We start from the raw sequence: 16,271 nt of genomic DNA on the forward strand, positions 1-16,271 counted from the left end.
GCTTGTGAGGTGGCTTGTTGTGTCGAGCACGCAGCAGCATGTCGACCACGGCGTGACCATCGACGCCGACTACCAGATGGTGTTCGAGCTGGTCGCGGATGTCGCGCGGTGGCCGCAGTTCCATCTGTCCGCCGTGCACGCGGAAATAGTCCACAGCAACGAGAAGGGTGATCTGGTCCAGCACTGGTCGCTGGTCAGTGACTCCGCCGTCCGCACATGGCGGACCGTGCGCCGTACCGACCGGACGGGACGCCGCATCACGTTCACGTACGTGGAGGCCGATCCGCCCGCCACAGAGATACGCGGCGAGTGGGTGTTCACTGAGTTGGCGCAGGACCGTACCCGGGTCGAGCTGCGCCACCATGTCAGCGCGCCAGCCGGCGCCGATCTCGGCCCCCTGCTGGACAGGATCAACCAGGAGGGCAAGGAGCACCTCGACACGCTGCGTGACACGGCGCAGCGGCGTGCCGAACTGGACGAGCTCGTCCTGTCCTTCACCGACCCGCTGTTCATCGCCGGTTCCATCGAGGATGCCTACGACTACCTCTACCGTGCGGACCTGTGGCCCGAGCGCATTCCTCACGTGGTCGGGCTCGCCATGACCGAGGACGTGCAGAACGTCCAGTTCTTCGACATGGACACCAAAGGTCCGGACGGCGGCACGCACACCGTCCGTTCCGTGCGGATCTGCCTGCCGCCCAACCTGATCGTGTACAAGCAGATCTCGTTGCCCGCGATGCTGGACGCGCACACCGGCCACTGGCGGTTCACCGAGACGCGGGAAGGCGTCATCGGCGAAGCCCGGCACACCAGCACGATCAAGCCCTCGGCACTGTCACTGCTCGGCAGCGGGACGACGATCGGTGAGGCGCGCCGGTTCCTGCGGCGTCTGCTGAGCGGCAACAGCATGAGCAACCTGAGCCTTGCCAAGGCATTCGCGGAGGAGCGCGCCGGGTTCTGAGCCGGGCACGCCGTGTTCATCGGACAGACAATCGTTGATCCAGGAGGGCCAATGGCCGAGAAGACGACCGCCAGAGGCGGGGGAGTGTGGGCAGCGGCCGATCTGTTGACCCCGCTGGCGATCCGGGTGGCGGCGACGTTGCGGTTGGCCGACCACATCGTCGCGGGCACCCGGACGACGGAGGCGCTCGCTGAGGCTGTGCGGGCCGACCCGGACGTGCTGGGGCGACTGCTGGACCACTTGGTCTCCGCCGGAGTGCTGTCGAGTACGGGGACCGCTGCCTACGACCTGACGGACATGGGCCGGTACCTGTGTGACGGCGAGCCCGAGGGAATGCGGTCGGTGCTCGACATCGAGGGTGCGATCGGCCACGCCGAGTTGAGTCTTGTCCAGCTGCTGCACACGGTCCGCACCGGTGAGCCCGCGTTCCAGCAGCAGTACGGTCTGGCGTTCTGGGAAGACCTGTCGGCCAACGACGAGCGTGCCGAGTCGTTCGACGCGCAGATGGGAGCACGGCTGGCGGTGCACGCGCCCGCCGTGGCCGCGGGATATCCGTGGGGAAGGCTTCGTCATCTCGTTGATGTCGGCGGTGGCGACGGCAGCATGTTGATCACCATCCTGCAGGCCCATCCCGACCTGCGGGGGACAGTCGTCGACCTGCCTGGACCCGCGCGTCGTGCCGGCAAGGCCATCGCGGCCGCCGGTTTCGAGCATCGTGCCGATGCCGTGCCAGGCAGCTTCTTCGACGAGCTTCCCGCCGGAGCGGACGGCTATTTGCTGTCGAGCATCCTGCACAACTGGAACGACGAGGCGGCCGCCCGCATCATGCGACGTTGCGCCGAGGCGGCGTCGACGACGGGAAGCGTATTCGTCGTTGACTATTTCAACGACCAGAGGCAGACGGAAGGCGACCTTCGCATGCTCTGCTACTTCGGGGGAAGGCAGCACACCCCCGAGCAGCTGGGCGAACTGGCCGGATCCGTCGGCCTCGAGATCGTGTCCATCGTGCCTGCCGGTCGTATGTCCATCGTGGAACTGCAAGCGTCTCGCTGACTACGGATGCTCAGTGAACGCGAGCCGGTGCCGGTGCGGCTATTCAGCGGTGCGCGGCCTGTTTTCCTCAGTGGCCGTCGAGTACCGGGCTTCGATTCCCTCAAGGATGATGGCCAGTCCGGTGTCGAACTGTTCGTCGGCCTCGGCGATCTCTGCCGCCTCGGTCATCCTGCTCAGATAAGGGAACTCGCCGGTCGCGAGCAGGGTCACCAGATACGGCTTCATGCGCATCCGCCAGCTGTGACGATCGACGCCGGACTGGTTCACGTTCGTCCGCTCGGTCAGCTCGGCCTGGACGGCACCGCTGACCCAGGAGTAGATCAGGTTCATCACGTCGATCGAGTCGTCGATGTCGAGACCGCAGCCGCCGAGCACGGCGAGATCGCGTTCCATGCTGCGCAAGTAGCTGGGGCCGATGATCGGGCGGGTGGAGAGGAGCGGAGCCAGCCAGGGATGGCGCAGAAAGTTCTGGCGTCTGCGGTGCGCCAGGACGATCAAGTCCGCGCGGAGGTCACCGGTCGGCTCCTGCGGCTCGAAGACGGTCGCCTCATCGATCATCACCGCCCACAGGTCTTCCTTGGTGGGCAGGTATCGGTAGAGGGTCATCGCGCCCGCGCCGAGGTTCCTGGCGATGTTTCGTACCGAGGCGGCTTCCAGCCCCTCGGCGTCCGCGATCTTGATCGCCACCGTGGCGATCTCTCTGCGACTGTGCGTCGGCACCGGGCCGCGCGTGGGCTTCTCCGGTCGCATCCAGATGATGGGTTTGGGGTCCGACACGGCGACCAGCATACGCGTGCAAATCATCTGCGTACACCGCACCCGGTGCACTTGCCTACACCGCACGCGGTTCCCTATCGTGGAACCGCGTACACTGCACCCAGTCGGGAGAGGGCCGTGGAAAAATCGATCGTGTATACGAAAGACCTGCGAAAGCAGTACGGGGACGTCGAAGCGCTGACCGGCTTGGATCTGGCCATTCCGCCGGGGCTGGTCTACGGCCTGCTCGGCCCCAACGGTGCGGGTAAGAGCACCACCCTGCGCATCCTGAGCACGCTGACCCGGCCCACCAGTGGACAGGCCGTCGTCGCCGGGTTCGACGTGGCCCGGGAGTCGGGGGAAGTCCGCAAGGCGATCGGGCTGGCCGGTCAGGACGCCACTCTCGACGACAAACTGACGGCCAGGGAGAACCTGCGGATCTTCGGCCGCCTGTCGCGCCTCGGTGCGCGTGGGTCCCGGCGGCGCGCGGAGGAACTCCTTGAACGGTTCGACCTCGCCCACGCCGGCAATCGGCTGGTCGGCACCTATTCCGGCGGCATGCGCCGTCGGCTCGACCTGATCGCCAGCCTGTTGCGTGCTCCCGCGGTGCTCTTTCTCGACGAGCCCACGACGGGGCTCGACGTCCGCAGCCGGATGGAGATCTGGGACACCGTCCGTGAACTGGTCAGCGACGGCACGACGGTTCTGCTCACCAGTCAGTATCTGGAGGAGGTGGACCAACTCGCCTCCGCCGTCGGTGTGATCGACCACGGACATCTCATCGCCGAAGGCAGCCCGGCCCAGCTCAAGTCTCAGATCGGCAGCCACATCGACGTCGTGGTGGAATCCACGGACCATGTGGAGAAGGCCATGTCGGTCCTCGAAAGGATCACCGGCCGGCGACCGGAGGCGGACGGACTGCACATCGTCGCCGCCGCGGTGGATGCGGTGCCGACCCTGCCGCAGATCGTGCGTGAACTCGACGCGTCCGGTGCCGTGATCCGTGACGTCGGGATTCGTGAGCCGAGCCTCGACGACGTCTTCCTGTCTCTGACCGGCAAGACGGCTGAGTCGGCGAAGCCGGCCGACGTGCAGGAGGTGGCGGCATGAACGTCCTCATCGACGGCTGGACCCTGACCCAGCGAAACCTCCTACGGCTGCGTCACGAACCCGGAACCCTGCTCACCATCCTGCTGATGCCGACGGTGTTCGTGGTGCTTTTCGGATATGTGTTCGGCAGTGCGATCGGCATTGACGGCTCCTCGAACTACCGCGAGTACATGATGCCGGGGATGTTCGTGCTGGGCAGCGGCACCGCGCTGTCCTCGGCGATGGTGGACGTCTCGATGGACAATGCGCGTGGGGTGATGGACCGCCTCCGCTCCATGCCGACCAACCGCGTGTCCGTGCCGCTCGGCCAGAGCAGTGCGGAGGGAGTCATCGGAGCGTACGGCCTGGTCGTCATGATGCTGTGCGGTCTCGTCGTCGGCTGGCGGGCACACAACGGCGTCTGGCAGACCTTGGCCGCCATCGGCCTGCTTCTGCTCTTCCGATACACGCTGGCCTGGGTGGGGACCTACCTCGGATTGGCGATCCCTTCGGCGTCCACCGCGGCTGCCCTGGCGCCGTTGACGCTGCCGCTCACCATGGTGTCCAACGCGTTTGTGCCCACCGACGGGATGCCGAGCTGGCTGCAGGTGATCTGCGAGTGGAACCCGCTCAGCGCGTTGGCGACGGCGGCCCGGGAGTTGTTCGGCAATCCCGGTGTCCCTGGGCCGGACGCCGCATGGCCGCTCGCGCATCCGGTGGCCGCGAGCCTGCTGTGGGCCGGGCTGCTGTTGGTGATCTTCGTACCGCTCTCGGCGCGCAAGTTCGCCCGAGCGGGACTGTAACTCCTTCGACGGCTGCTCTTCACGCGAACCTGCCCTCGGAGCTGGGGTGACCGGACTTGTCGAAGGTCCGGCCACCCCGGCCTCCGCAGGGGGCGCCCGTCCCCGGTCAGGCCGGCGGACAGGTCACCAAGCTCACTACTGAGAACAACGCTGAATCACGTTCAAGAATGAATGACATGAATGGGGAGTCATGCGCGTAGTGATTGTCGGCGGCGGCACCGTCGGGCTGTGCACCGCGGTTTTCCTTGCCCGCCAAGGGGTGTCGGTTCACGTTCTGGAGCGCCGGGCCAAGGTCAACGACCATCCGAGGGCGTTCGGCCTCAGCGACCGGTCGGCGGAGATCCTGCGCGAGGCCGGCATTGAGGTGGAGACGGCGAGCTTTGGCCGTGGCCTGATGACCGGACCGAGCCTGGGCGAGCTGACCGCCGTCACCTCCAAGTTCGAGCGACCGGAGATCGGCTCGGCGAAACTGGGCAGTTGCCCGCAGGACCGGATCGACCGTGCCGCCGTGGCCCTGCTGCGCGACATGGGAAGCCGGGTCGACTTCGACAGTGAGGTGGTCGCTGTCGGGGACGACAGCGTCACCACCAAGGACGGCCGGGTCGTCACGGGGGACTATCTGATCGGCGCCGACGGAATCCGCAGCAGGACCCGGGAGTTGCTCGGCATCGGCGTGACCGGCCCGGGGCCGTTGGGCGACTCACACATGCTCAACGTCCTGTTCCGCGCCGAACTGCCGGCCCCGCCGCTCTCCATGACCTTCCTGCGCAACGAGCGGGCGTCCGGAATCCTGTACCGGGTCGACGAAGCCGGCCGCTGGATCTTCCACATCCACAACGGCGATCCGAACACGCCCGCCGAGCAAATCCAGCAGCGGATCAGGGACGCGACCGGCGTCACAGAGGCCCAGCCGCAGATCATCAGCCAGATACCGTGGGCGCCGATTGCACATGTGGCCGACGCGTTCAGGCGGGGCAGGTTCTTCCTTGTCGGCGACGCGGCACACGCGTTGCCGCCGGTCGGCGGTTTCGGACTCAACACGGGTATCGCTGACGGTCACAACCTGGCGTGGAAACTGGCCGCCGGGGGCGAGGCCCTGCTCGACACCTATGAAGCCGAGCGCCGTCCGGTCGCGTTGTTCACCATGGAACAGAGCGTGATCCGCGCGCAGAACCACGACCTGCACTGGAACAACGATCCGAGTCTGGCCGCCGACCGGGCCGCCGTCGGCATGACGGGTGTCATGATCCCCGTCGTCGGCTACCGGTACGACTCAGCCGCGGTGATCGATCCGGAACCACTGTCGGACATGGAGAATCTCGTACTCGACGGCGCCCCGGGCAGCCGCCTGCCGCACCGGTGGCTTCCGGACGGACGGTCCACCGTCGACCTTGTGAGCGGCTTCACGCTGCTCACCGGGACCGCGGCCGGCCACTGGCTGGATGCCGCACGGGCACTGGGCATCACGGCTCGTGCGGTCGAAGGCTGGGCCGAGGCCGCCAACATCAAGGAGGACGGCGCTGTGCTGATCCGTCCCGACGGCTTTGTCGGCTGGCGTACGGCGACCACGCGAGCGGCCGACTCCAGCGAGCAGCAGCTGCGGGACGCTCTTGACCGGATCCTGTGCCGGAAGAGCCCGGACGCTGTCACGCAGGAGGCCTGACACCGGATCCCCGACACGGTCATGCGGCCGACATCGGCTATGCCGGTGTCGGCCGCATGCTGTTCGGCGGTCCTGTTGATCCGAAGACTCGATCAGTTCCGTTCGAGGACGTACCGGACGCGTGGGCCGCCGAAGTAGCCGCGGATGACGTGATCCGGCACGACCTGCCGGATCGCCCGCTGCTCGGCCTCCCGAGAGCTGAAGCAGAGTCCGTCCGTTTAACCGACCACGAGTTCCTCTCGAACCGATGCGGCGAAGCTTGGCGTACTACGTCGCCTTCCAGGCTGTCCGCGAATGAACGCCGCCATAACGCACCTTCGGCACAGCACGGTGGGCCGAATCACCTCGGTTACCAACTGAGTACCAAAGCAGAGGAGGCGGACGATGGATTTCGGCGCGGATCCCTATCCCAAGTACGCGTGGCTGCGCGAGCAAGAGCCCGTCGTGCAGGTCATGGAAGGCCAGGGCCTTTACGGATTGCTGGTGACCCGCTACGAGGACGTACGGATGTTGCTGTCCGATACCCGGATGAGCAAGGACCCGCGCAACGCGCCGCTCGACTGGCAGGAGGCGGGCAAGGGGCGGCCGCTGGAGGACCGGACCGGGCTCGGGACACACCTGCTCACCACGGACGGGCTCGAACACACGCGGCTGCGCCGGCTGGTCTCGACCGCCTTCACCGCCCGCCGTGTCGAGAGTCTGCGCGGCCAGGTACAGCAGATCACGGACGGGCTTCTCGACGAGATCGTGCCGAGAGGACGCGTCGACCTGGTCACCGAGTTCGCGTTCCCGCTGGCGATCACGGTGATCTGTGAGCTGCTGGGAGTTCCCTCGGCGGACCAGGAGATGTTCCGCCGGTGGACGAAGGACTTCCGCCGGTGGACGAACAAGACCGGCTCCGACCAGGCCGAGAGCGAGAACGCGCGGCCGGTCGGACTGCGTGACCTCCTCGGATACCTCACCGAACTGGTCGACAAGCGCCGAGAGGTGCCGGCCGACGGGCTGGTCGACGCGTTGATCGCGGCCAGGGACGACGACGACCGGCTGAACGAGACCGAGTTGCTGTCGATGATGTCCCTTCTGCTGATCGGAGGCTTCGAAACGACCGTGAATCTGATCGGGAACGGCACGCTCGCCTTGCTGCGCCATCCCGACCAACTCGCGCTGCTGCGCGAGCAACCGCACCTGGTGGAACCGGCCCTGGAGGAGATGCTCCGCTACGACGGGTCGTTCGAGACGGCGACGTGGCGGTTCCCGCTGGAGCCCATAGAGATCGCGGGTACCCGCATCGAGAAGGGCCACCCGGTGCTCCTGTCACTGGCCTCGGCCGACCGGGATCAGGCGAAGTTCAAGGAACCGGACCGTTTCGACGTCATGCGTTCCGACAACGGGCACGTGGCATTCGGACGTGGTGCGCACTTCTGCCTCGGCGCTCCGCTGGCCAGGCTGGAGGGCCGGATCGCCTTCGACGGGCTGCTGCGCAGGCTGCCCGGCCTCACATTGGCCGTACCGCCCGAGGAACTGCGCTGGCAGCGAAGCCTTACGATCCGCGGGCTGGAATCGCTGCCCGTCACATTCGATGCCTGACCTCCGCTAGCAGGAATGAGATTCCCATGCCACATGCTGAATCGAGCGCGCGAACGGTGAGCACGCGATGAATCGACGGGTCGCCATCACCGGCATTGGCGTGCGTGCCCCAGGTGGTGGAAACGCCAAGGAGTTTTGGGAGCTGATTTCGTCCGGCACCGCGGCCATTCGCACCATCTCGCTGTTCGCCCCGTCCGGGTTCCGCTCGCGGGTCGCGGGCGAGTGCGACTTCGATCCGGTGGCGGAGGGCTTCACCGCGCAGGAGATCCGGCGGATGGACCGGAGCGCACAGCTCGCCGTCGCCGCGACCAGGGAAGCGGTCGCGGACGCCGACCTCGACATCGACACGGTCGACCCGCATCGCACCGGGACCAGCGTCGGCAGCGCCATCGGCGGCACGATGAGCCTGGACCGGGAATACAACGTGCTCTCCGACGGCGGCCGCAAGTGGCTTCTCGACCACGAATACGCGATGCCGCATCTGTCCAAGTATCTCGTCCCGACGTCGATCGCCGCCGATGTGGCCTGGGAGGTCGGTGCGGAAGGTCCCGTGGCGCTGGTGTCCACGGGCTGCACCGCGGGCATCGAATCGGTGTCCCATGCGGCGCGGCTGATTCGCGAAGGCTCCGCCGACGTGATGCTGGCCGGCGGCACGGACGCGCCCATCTCACCGGTCTGCGTCGCCTCCTTCGACGCGATCAAGGCGACGACCCCTCGCAACGACGACCCGCACACCGCGTCCCGTCCGTTCGACCGCACCCGGAACGGGTTCGTGCTTGCCGAAGGCAGCGCGATGCTGGTGCTGGAGGAGTGGAACCACGCCAGGGCCCGTGGCGCGCACATCTACGCGGAGATCGGCGGCTGGGACGTGCGCGCGAACGCGTTCCACATGACCGGTCTCCGCACCGAGGGCACCGAAATGGCCAAGGCCATTGAGGTGGCGCTGCGGATGGCCGGGCGCACTCCCGAGCAGGTGGACTACGTGAACGCGCACGGCTCCAGCACGGTACAGAACGACAGGCACGAGACGGACGCGTTCAAGCGCAGCCTTGGCGATCACGCGTTCCGGACGCCGGTGAGTTCCATCAAGTCCATGATCGGCCACTCATTGGGCGCGATCGGCTCTATCGAGATCGCGGCATGCGCGATGGCCATGGAAGCCGGGCTGATTCCGCCGACGGCCAACCTGCACGAGCCCGACCCGGAGCTGGGGCTCGACTATGTCCCGCTGGAAGCGCGGCCGGCGGATCTGCGCACGGTGCTCAAAGTGGGCAGTGGGTTCGGTGGTTTCCAGAGCGCCATGGTGCTGACCAGGGGGGATTCCGATGAGTGACACCATCCCGGCGCCGACGCGCCCTCGCGCGGTGATCACCGGCCTCGGAGTGGTCGCTCCGAACGGGTTCGACGCCGATACGTACTGGGACGCAGTTCTGCACGGGCGCAGTGGGATCGAACGGATCACTCGATTCGAACCGGATCAGTACCCGGCCAAGCTGGCGGGCGAGGTGGCCGGCTACGACGTCCGCGAGCACGTCCCCGGCCGGCTGGTGCCGCAGACCGATCAGGCCACCCGGCTGGCGCTGATCGCGACGGACGCCGCGGTCAGCGACTCCGGCCTCGAACTGGCCGCTGTCCCGGACGATCAGGTCGGTATCGTCACCGGCATCTCCGCGGGCGGGCTCGAGTACAGCCAGCGCGAGTTGGAGAAACTGTGGAGCCTCGGCGGCGACCACGTCAGCGCCTATCTCTCGTTCTCCTGGTTCTACGCGGTGAACACGGGGCAGATCTCGATCCGGCATGGACTGCACGGTCCCGGCGGGGTCTTGACCGGACTGACGAGCGGGATGGACTCCATCGCCCAGGCCCGCCGACACGTGGCCGACGGTCTGCCGGTGGTGGTGTGCGGCGCGACGGACAGCACGTTGTGTCCGCTCGGGTGGGTGATCGAGCTGACCACCGGCCGGATGAGCTCGGTGACCGACCCGGAGCGGGCCTACCTGCCCTTCGACGCTGCCGCGTCCGGCCATCTGCCTGGTGAGGGTGGCGCCATCCTCATCGTCGAGGAGGCCGGGTACGCACGCGCTCGAGGGGTTCAGCCGTACGGCGAGATCGCCGGGTACGCCTCCACCTTCGACCCGCGGCCCGGTTCGGCTCGGGAGCCCGGGCTGCGCCGGGCCATCGAGTCAGCGCTCGCGGACGCCGGTGTGACGCCCGCCGAGGTCGACGTGGTGTTCGCGGACGCGGCCGGCGTCGCCGAACTCGACCGCGCCGAAGCCGCTGCCGTGACCGCCGTGTTCGGTCCACGGGCGGTTCCGGTGACAGCGCCGAAGACGATGACCGGCCGACTGTATTCCGGTGGCCCGGCGCTCGATGTGGCCACCGCGTCGTTGAGCATGCGGCACGGCGTCATACCGCCCATGATCAATGTGGCCGAACCGGTCGGGTCCGATCAGCTCGACCTGGTACTCGGCCGGCCGAGGGAGACGACCGTCTCCACGGCTTTGGTACTGGCCCGCGGCGACGGCATCAACTCCGCGATGGTGCTCACGGCGGCGTAGCCGACGTCGGTACCGCGACCGACGCGTCATCATCCGGGCACGACACCGTAGGGGCAGCCATCAGCGATGGCTGCCCCTACGGCGTCGGGCCGGAGGAGTCCACCCGGGCACGACGTGCAGACGTCTGCTCCCGAGCGCCTGGTTCATGGCTTGGCGATGATCTCCAGGATGCCGGCAGTCCAGGTGAAGCCGGCGCCGACGCCGGACAGCAGGCAGGTCTGACCGGGCTCGAGGGCGCCCTCGGAGACGAGGTGGGCCAGCCCGGCGAACTGGTCGCCCGCGCCGAGATGCCCGACCTGTCGCCCCCAGGACCAGGTGGATCGCTGCGGGTCGATGCCGAACGGGTCGAAGTACTGGGCCCGCATCCGGGTCCGGCCCAGGTTCGGCAGCACATACCAGTCGATGTCGCTGAACTTCACGTCCGCTTGGACGCAGGCCCGATCGAACGCCTCCCGTTGACCCGCCTGGATGCGGTTGAGCAAGGCCTCCACCCCGAGCTCGCGCACCAGGGCGTCGCTGTTCAGGTCGACCGGCGATCCGGAGGCCATTGGCGCGTCGCTGAACCGCTCACCCCGGCTACCGCGCTCCAGTCCGGAGTCGGACACCGAGACAAGGCCGCGGATCCTGGCGAATCCGGTGCGGGTGGACAACACCACGGCGGTGCCGCCATCGCCGAAGGGGGAACTGGGGTCGCTACGCCACCGATCGAAGCCGGGTGGGCAGAATCTGTCGGCCGTGGTGACCAACGCGGTCGGCCGATCGTTGGCAATCAGGTAGCTTGCCGCAAGCTCCAAAGCAAACATGCCCCCGTTGGACATCTGGCGGACCTCGATGGCCGGACATGAGCCACCGCCGGAGAACTGTTGGATGTACGACGCCGGTGGCCATACGTCGTGACCTTGGTGGTACGTGCAGGCGTGCAGCAGCAGGTGGAGGTCCTCCGGCTCGGACTTGGCGCGTTCGAGGGCGGCCCGTGCGGCCAGCACAGCCATCTCCGGTGCCGACTTGTCCGCCGAGACGCATACCGACTCGATGCCGGTGTTCCAGACCCGCGCCCGTTCGGCAAGGCCGGCTCGTTCCGCCTCGTCAAGTGTCATGCGCTCGGGCAGCCACGAACTCGCGGCGGCTATGTAGAGTTCATCGCTCATTGGCGTCCTCCCACGGATTGAATCAGGTACCCGCATTGGTCAGGTTCGTCTTGTACGGCGGAGGCTCGTTCGAGGCCCAGGCGAGGCCTTGCCGAATTGCTGCCCACCGACGGTCTTCGTCGAAATCGGCTCGCCCGGGAAGATCATTTTCGTCCTTGCTGGAATGATCGCGTGTCGCCGTCGATCGGAACTCGATCGGGTGTCGAAGCGTCCCCGCAATCTTGGTTCCGACGTCACGAGACGAAGGGGGCAACAATGGCGACGTTCACTCAGGCGGAGCTGGTGGACTACGTACGCCGGGCGGCGGGCGAGGACGACGGGGGCGGCCTGGACGGCGACATCGCCGAGATCACGTTTGTCGATCTGGGCTATGACTCGGTCGCGATGGTGGAGGTGACGCTCTTGGTCGAGCGAGAGCTCGGGATAAGCCTGCCGGAGGAGAAGACGGGCAAGGACGCGACGCCGAAGGAGTTCGTGGATCTGGTCAACGAGTTGCTGCCCGCGTCGAAGTAGCTGCGGACCCCGGTGCGTGGACGACTCAATGAGGGGATGTCATGTACAGCGCAGAACACGAGCAACGCTTCGACAACGACGCGCCGGCGGCAACCGAGCAACTGGGCCTGCTCTCCGAGATCCTCAACCGGGAGACGTTCAGCATCCTGGGCGAGGATGTACGTGTCGGTCACGGCTGGCGCTGCTGGGACGTGGGCGCCGGGGAGGGCTCCGTGTCCCGCTGGCTGGCCGCCAGAGTGGGAACGTCCGGACGTGTGGTGGCCAGCGACCTCAAGCCGCAGCACGTGCCCAGCCATCCACGCATCGAGGCGATCCGTCATGACCTCACCAGTGACCCGTGGCCGGAGCCGGAGTTCGATCTGATCCACGCCCGGTTGCTGTTGATGCATCTGGCAGACAAGGAGGCCATCGCGGTGAAGCTGGCCGCGCGCCTGCGGCCGGGCGGTACGCTGGTGCTCACCGACTGGTACTCCGGTCACGCCGACGAGGGCCTGATCAAGTCCCCGGTTGACGACTACACCGCGCGAATCTTCCAGGAATACCACGACGGCGTGCTGAAACTCGCCGGGCAGACCGGTATGGACTTCGGCTGGGCGGCGCGTACGCCGGACGTGCTCTCCGCCGCCAGCTATCAGGATCTCACGGTGCGGGACTATCAGGCACCGGGAGAAGGCGGAACGCCGACCGCGCGGCTTGCTCGGCTGCACAGCTACATGCTGGAGCCCTTCCTGCTGAGCCAGACCAATTTGACCGCCGCCGATCTTGACGTGATCCGCCAGACGCTTTTGGACCCGAAATTCGAGATGGTGACAAACCACACGCGCACAACCGTCGTCAGGGTGCCGAAGTGAGGATGGGTGAGAGGAGGCAGGTCACGTCGGGAAAGGAGGTGCGCAAGGGGCCTGGCTGAAACTGGCCGCCATGGCGGTTGCCGCTGCGGCTGACCGAGACGCCACAGCAGGTCAGACTGGAGCAAAGGCCATCGTGCACCTCGGGGTTGAACTTCACCGTCCTCCCCGAGCGTTGCACGGTGGCCCCTGTCTGTTCCGGGGCTGCACATCGGATCAGTGGAAGCACATGCAGGGCTACCCACAGGCTTGCCGACCTTCTCTCCCTTTGCGCTAGGAATCAGTCAACGACTTGACGTGTTCTTGCCGGGAAGCGGGGCACGGGTTACGGTGTGCCACGCGCCGGTAAACATGGGGGAGTTATGAAGGCTGCTGCGGCACGGGTCCTGACGGAAAGGCGACGCACCAACTTCGCGGTCGATAATGTCATGCTGGCACCGGAGCTCTGCAGCCAACTGGAACCCCGAAGACGTGCCGTGCGCAGTACCCCCAGGATTCCGGTGCCGTCGTGGAAATTACCGTTCCGCTCGGGGGCATGCCATGCCGCGTGACCGCGACGGCCGCATTCGGATCGTGCTTGTCAACGACCATACGCTGCTGCGCGAGGCGGTGTGCGAGGCGCTCGACGCGGAACCGGACATGGCCGTGGTCGGCGACGTCGCCAGCGGCGCGGCTGGCGTCCTGCACTGCAAGATCGAACAACCCGACGTCGTGCTGCTCGACGTGAACATTCCGGGCGAGTCGGCGACCGAAACGGTGCAGGCCATCCGCGCCGCATCGCCGAACGCCAGGATCCTGATCCTCGGCATGCTCGACGAGCCGGCGCTGGTAAGCCAGTTGCTTGACTGCGGCGTTCGTGGCTACCTGACAAAGTCGGTGAACCGGACCGACCTGGTGTCCAGTGTCCGCGCGGTGTGCGCCGACGACCTCCGCATCGTCCTTCACGTATCCGCCGAGGCGCTGACCTATATCGCCTCGGCGGCGAACTACCCGGACATGCTCACCAAGCGCGAGCTGGAGATTCTTACCCTGGTGGGCAAGGCTATGAGTAACCGGCAGATATCGCGGCGGCTGACGATCGCCGAGGGCACGGTGAAGCGCCATCTGGGAACCATCTTCACGAAGTTGGGCGCTCATTCCCGGCTCGATGCGGTCAACAAAGCGACATCCATAGGGATCATCACCCGCGTCGAGTAGGACCTTTCAAGAGTTCCCCGCCGGATGGCGAAACCGTTATGTCGGCGTGCTCCTTTGAGGCTTACTCGTAGCGCATTCGCGGCGTATTCGTGGCTGGCAAGAGCAGTGCACCACTTGGCGCTTCACCGGGTTGTTGCCGCCGTCTGGAGCTGATCTAATCCTTGGCCGGAGAGCCTTCGTTCCCTGTTTCCAGAGGGCCGTCAATCCGAAAAAGGCCGTAGGGCACGTGAATTCGTTCTCGCCCGACGTCCGGCAGGTAGTCGACACTGAATCCGGTTACTGGGTGGAACCATCAAAGAGAGGTTCGCAGACTGTGACAAGCTTAAAGGGCAAGACCGCGCTGGTGACCGGCGGTCGGACGGGTATCGGCTTCGGTATAGCCACCGCGTTGGTCGAGCGAGGCGCGAACGTCGTGATCACCTCGCGCCGTGAGGACAAGCTGCGTGAGGCAGCCGCCGAACTCGGTGATGAACGGGCTGTCGGCGTCGCGGGCGAGGCAAACGATCCCGAGCATCAGCGGATCGCGGTGGCGACCGCCGTCGAACGGTTCGGATCGCTCGATCTGCTGGTGAACAACGTCGGCGGTACGGAGAGGAACGCCCGCCGGCTGGTCGAGACCGATGTGGCGGCCTACCGGAACACCATCGAGATGAACCTGGTGACCGCGCTGACCTGGGTGCAGGCGGCCTGGCGCGGCTGGCTCGGCGAGCACGGCGGCGCCATTGTCAACATATCCTCCATCGCCAGTAAGCTCGCCGTCCCCGACGGCACCTCCTACGGGACGGCCAAGGCGGCGCTGAACCACTTCACCAAGCAGATGGCGAACGAGCTCGCGCCCGGGGTCCGGGTGAACGCCGTCGCGTCCGGCACGGTACTCACCGATTTCACCAGGGTGACCGTCGAGGGCAGGGAAGAGAAGGTGGTCGGCTCCGTCCCGCTGAAGCGACTCGGTACACCCGCTGATGTCGGCGCGGCTGTGGCCTTCCTGCTCTCGGACGACGCGGCCTGGATCACCGGCCACACCCTTGTCGTCGACGGCGGCAGGCTGCTCCACAACAGGTAACAGGGCAGCGCGATCGAGGATCGCCTCCCGGCGATCCTCGATCCGTCACCATGGCCTCCCCGCAGAGCGGGGAACTACCAAGTGGCCTGCTCCGAACGGAGCTTCTCCGGCACCTCCCGGTCCGACCAGGAGTCGCGTCCGGCCAGAACCTCCTGGTGCAGCTTCTGCAGCATCTCCGACGGTTCGAGCCCGAGTTCGGTCGACAGCGTCTTGCGTAAGTGCTGGTAGGCGACCAGTGCTTCGTTTCGTCGGCCGCTGGAGGCCAGCGCCTTGATCAGCTGTGCGTGATACCACTCGTTGAGCGGGTCGGCCAGCAGCGTGGCCTTCAGCTCGCCGACGAGTTCCCGGTGCTGGCCCAGCATCGCGTCTGCCTGGATGCGCAGTTCGACGGCATGCGCCCGCTGCTCCGTGAGATGGACGACGTGCGCTTGGATCGACGGGCCGGCCGTCACGTCGGCGAGCGCCGGTCCCGACCAGAGGTCGAGCGCCTGCCGCAGCAGCCGCCCCGCCGCGGCCGGATCACTGGCGGCCAGCGCGGTGCGCCCCTGCTTGGTCAGCCGGAGAAACGCTTTCAGGTCGAGCTGGTCCGGGTCCACCCGGAGCATGTAGCCGGTGCCGCATGTGGCGAGCACCTGTTCGACCGTGTGCTCCGGCACCCACGGCTCGAACTGACGCCGCAGCTGGTAGATGTACGTCTGCGCGGTGGGGACGGCGCTCTTCGGCGGCTTGTCGCCCCACAGTTCGTCAATGATCGCGTCGAGCATGACGATGTTGTTCGCGCGCAGGAGCAGCTGTGCCAGCACACGCCGCGCCATCGGCGCGGTCGGCGTGCAGTCGCCCAGATCGTTGGTGACGGTTAGGCGGCCGAGTACCTGGAATCGCAACACTGACGAATGCCTCCACATGATTGATCGTAGGGACGGGCCTCGATCCAGACTCTGCCGGTTGCTTTACTCGGCAAGCAATGCTTCGGGGCGAAGGTCGCACACCGGTGATCGTGTCGGGGCGCGTCGACTACAACCTTCGTCGCAT

At 66.7% G+C, this 16,271-nt stretch carries 15 protein-coding genes; 12 read left to right on the forward strand and 3 right to left on the reverse strand.

Annotation, left to right across the window (positions count from 1 at the left end; all coding sequences use genetic code 11):
* The first annotated feature begins 19 nt into the window (after window positions 1-19).
* On the forward strand, window positions 20-961 hold the full coding sequence (locus OG936_RS24955) for an aromatase/cyclase (protein ID WP_406497583.1): 942 nt from the start codon (window positions 20-22) through the stop codon (window positions 959-961).
* A 51-nt stretch (window positions 962-1,012) separates the two neighbouring features.
* Complete coding sequence (locus OG936_RS24960) at window positions 1,013-2,014, forward strand: methyltransferase (protein WP_406497585.1); 1,002 nt, start codon at window positions 1,013-1,015, stop codon at window positions 2,012-2,014.
* A 39-nt stretch (window positions 2,015-2,053) separates the two neighbouring features.
* Here the strand turns inward: OG936_RS24960 and OG936_RS24965 are convergent, their stop codons facing one another.
* A complete protein-coding gene (locus tag OG936_RS24965) occupies window positions 2,054-2,791 on the reverse strand; it encodes a TetR/AcrR family transcriptional regulator (RefSeq protein ID WP_406497587.1) in 738 nt (245 codons plus the stop codon).
* A 132-nt stretch (window positions 2,792-2,923) separates the two neighbouring features.
* On the opposite strand from OG936_RS24965, the gene OG936_RS24970 reads away from it, so the two are divergent.
* From OG936_RS24970 to OG936_RS24995, 6 genes are all read left to right on the forward strand, one after another.
* Complete coding sequence (locus tag OG936_RS24970; RefSeq protein WP_406497589.1) at window positions 2,924-3,880, forward strand: ATP-binding cassette domain-containing protein; 957 nt, start codon at window positions 2,924-2,926, stop codon at window positions 3,878-3,880.
* Window positions 3,877-4,662 (forward strand): ABC transporter permease, encoded by a 786-nt coding sequence (locus OG936_RS24975; RefSeq protein ID WP_406497591.1) that lies wholly within the window; start codon window positions 3,877-3,879, stop codon window positions 4,660-4,662. The genes OG936_RS24970 and OG936_RS24975 overlap by 4 nt, the downstream gene beginning before the upstream one ends.
* Before the next feature lie 190 nt (window positions 4,663-4,852).
* Complete coding sequence (locus tag OG936_RS24980; RefSeq protein ID WP_406497592.1) at window positions 4,853-6,325, forward strand: FAD-dependent oxidoreductase; 1,473 nt, start codon at window positions 4,853-4,855, stop codon at window positions 6,323-6,325.
* Between the two features lie 384 nt (window positions 6,326-6,709).
* Complete coding sequence (locus tag OG936_RS24985; RefSeq protein WP_406497594.1) at window positions 6,710-7,912, forward strand: cytochrome P450; 1,203 nt, start codon at window positions 6,710-6,712, stop codon at window positions 7,910-7,912.
* Window positions 7,913-7,979: 67 nt separating this feature from the next.
* The gene (locus tag OG936_RS24990) at window positions 7,980-9,245 is read left to right on the forward strand and encodes a beta-ketoacyl-[acyl-carrier-protein] synthase family protein (protein ID WP_406497596.1); all 1,266 of its coding nucleotides are present in this window, start codon (window positions 7,980-7,982) and stop codon (window positions 9,243-9,245) included.
* Window positions 9,238-10,470, forward strand: a complete 1,233-nt coding sequence (locus tag OG936_RS24995) for a ketosynthase chain-length factor (protein WP_406497598.1) — start codon at window positions 9,238-9,240, stop codon at window positions 10,468-10,470. The genes OG936_RS24990 and OG936_RS24995 overlap by 8 nt, the downstream gene beginning before the upstream one ends.
* A 143-nt stretch (window positions 10,471-10,613) precedes the next feature.
* Here OG936_RS24995 and OG936_RS25000 read toward each other — a convergent pair whose 3' ends face one another.
* Window positions 10,614-11,618 carry a ketoacyl-ACP synthase III family protein gene (locus OG936_RS25000; protein ID WP_406497599.1) on the reverse strand — a complete coding sequence of 335 codons (1,005 nt, stop codon included), beginning with the start codon at window positions 11,616-11,618 and terminating at the stop codon, window positions 10,614-10,616.
* 255 nt (window positions 11,619-11,873) lie between these two features.
* On the opposite strand from OG936_RS25000, the gene OG936_RS25005 reads away from it, so the two are divergent.
* The 4 genes from OG936_RS25005 (at window position 11,874) to OG936_RS25020 (ending at window position 15,239) form a co-directional block, all read left to right on the forward strand.
* A complete protein-coding gene (locus OG936_RS25005) occupies window positions 11,874-12,131 on the forward strand; it encodes a phosphopantetheine-binding protein (protein ID WP_406497601.1) in 258 nt (85 codons plus the stop codon).
* Window positions 12,132-12,172: 41 nt separating this feature from the next.
* Window positions 12,173-12,982, forward strand: coding sequence for a class I SAM-dependent methyltransferase (locus OG936_RS25010; protein WP_406497603.1), 810 nt, complete (start codon window positions 12,173-12,175; stop codon window positions 12,980-12,982).
* Between the two features lie 537 nt (window positions 12,983-13,519).
* Window positions 13,520-14,176, forward strand: a complete 657-nt coding sequence (locus tag OG936_RS25015; RefSeq protein WP_406497605.1) for a response regulator — start codon at window positions 13,520-13,522, stop codon at window positions 14,174-14,176.
* Between the two features lie 313 nt (window positions 14,177-14,489).
* Complete coding sequence (locus OG936_RS25020) at window positions 14,490-15,239, forward strand: SDR family oxidoreductase (RefSeq protein WP_406497606.1); 750 nt, start codon at window positions 14,490-14,492, stop codon at window positions 15,237-15,239.
* Between the two features lie 74 nt (window positions 15,240-15,313).
* On the opposite strand, the gene OG936_RS25025 is transcribed toward OG936_RS25020, so the two are convergent.
* On the reverse strand, window positions 15,314-16,126 hold the full coding sequence (locus OG936_RS25025; RefSeq protein WP_406497607.1) for a BTAD domain-containing putative transcriptional regulator: 813 nt from the start codon (window positions 16,124-16,126) through the stop codon (window positions 15,314-15,316).
* Window positions 16,127-16,271 lie beyond the last annotated feature (145 nt).

The organism is Streptomyces sp. NBC_00846, from assembly GCF_045207325.1.
GTDB lineage: Bacteria > Actinomycetota > Actinomycetes > Streptomycetales > Streptomycetaceae > Streptomyces.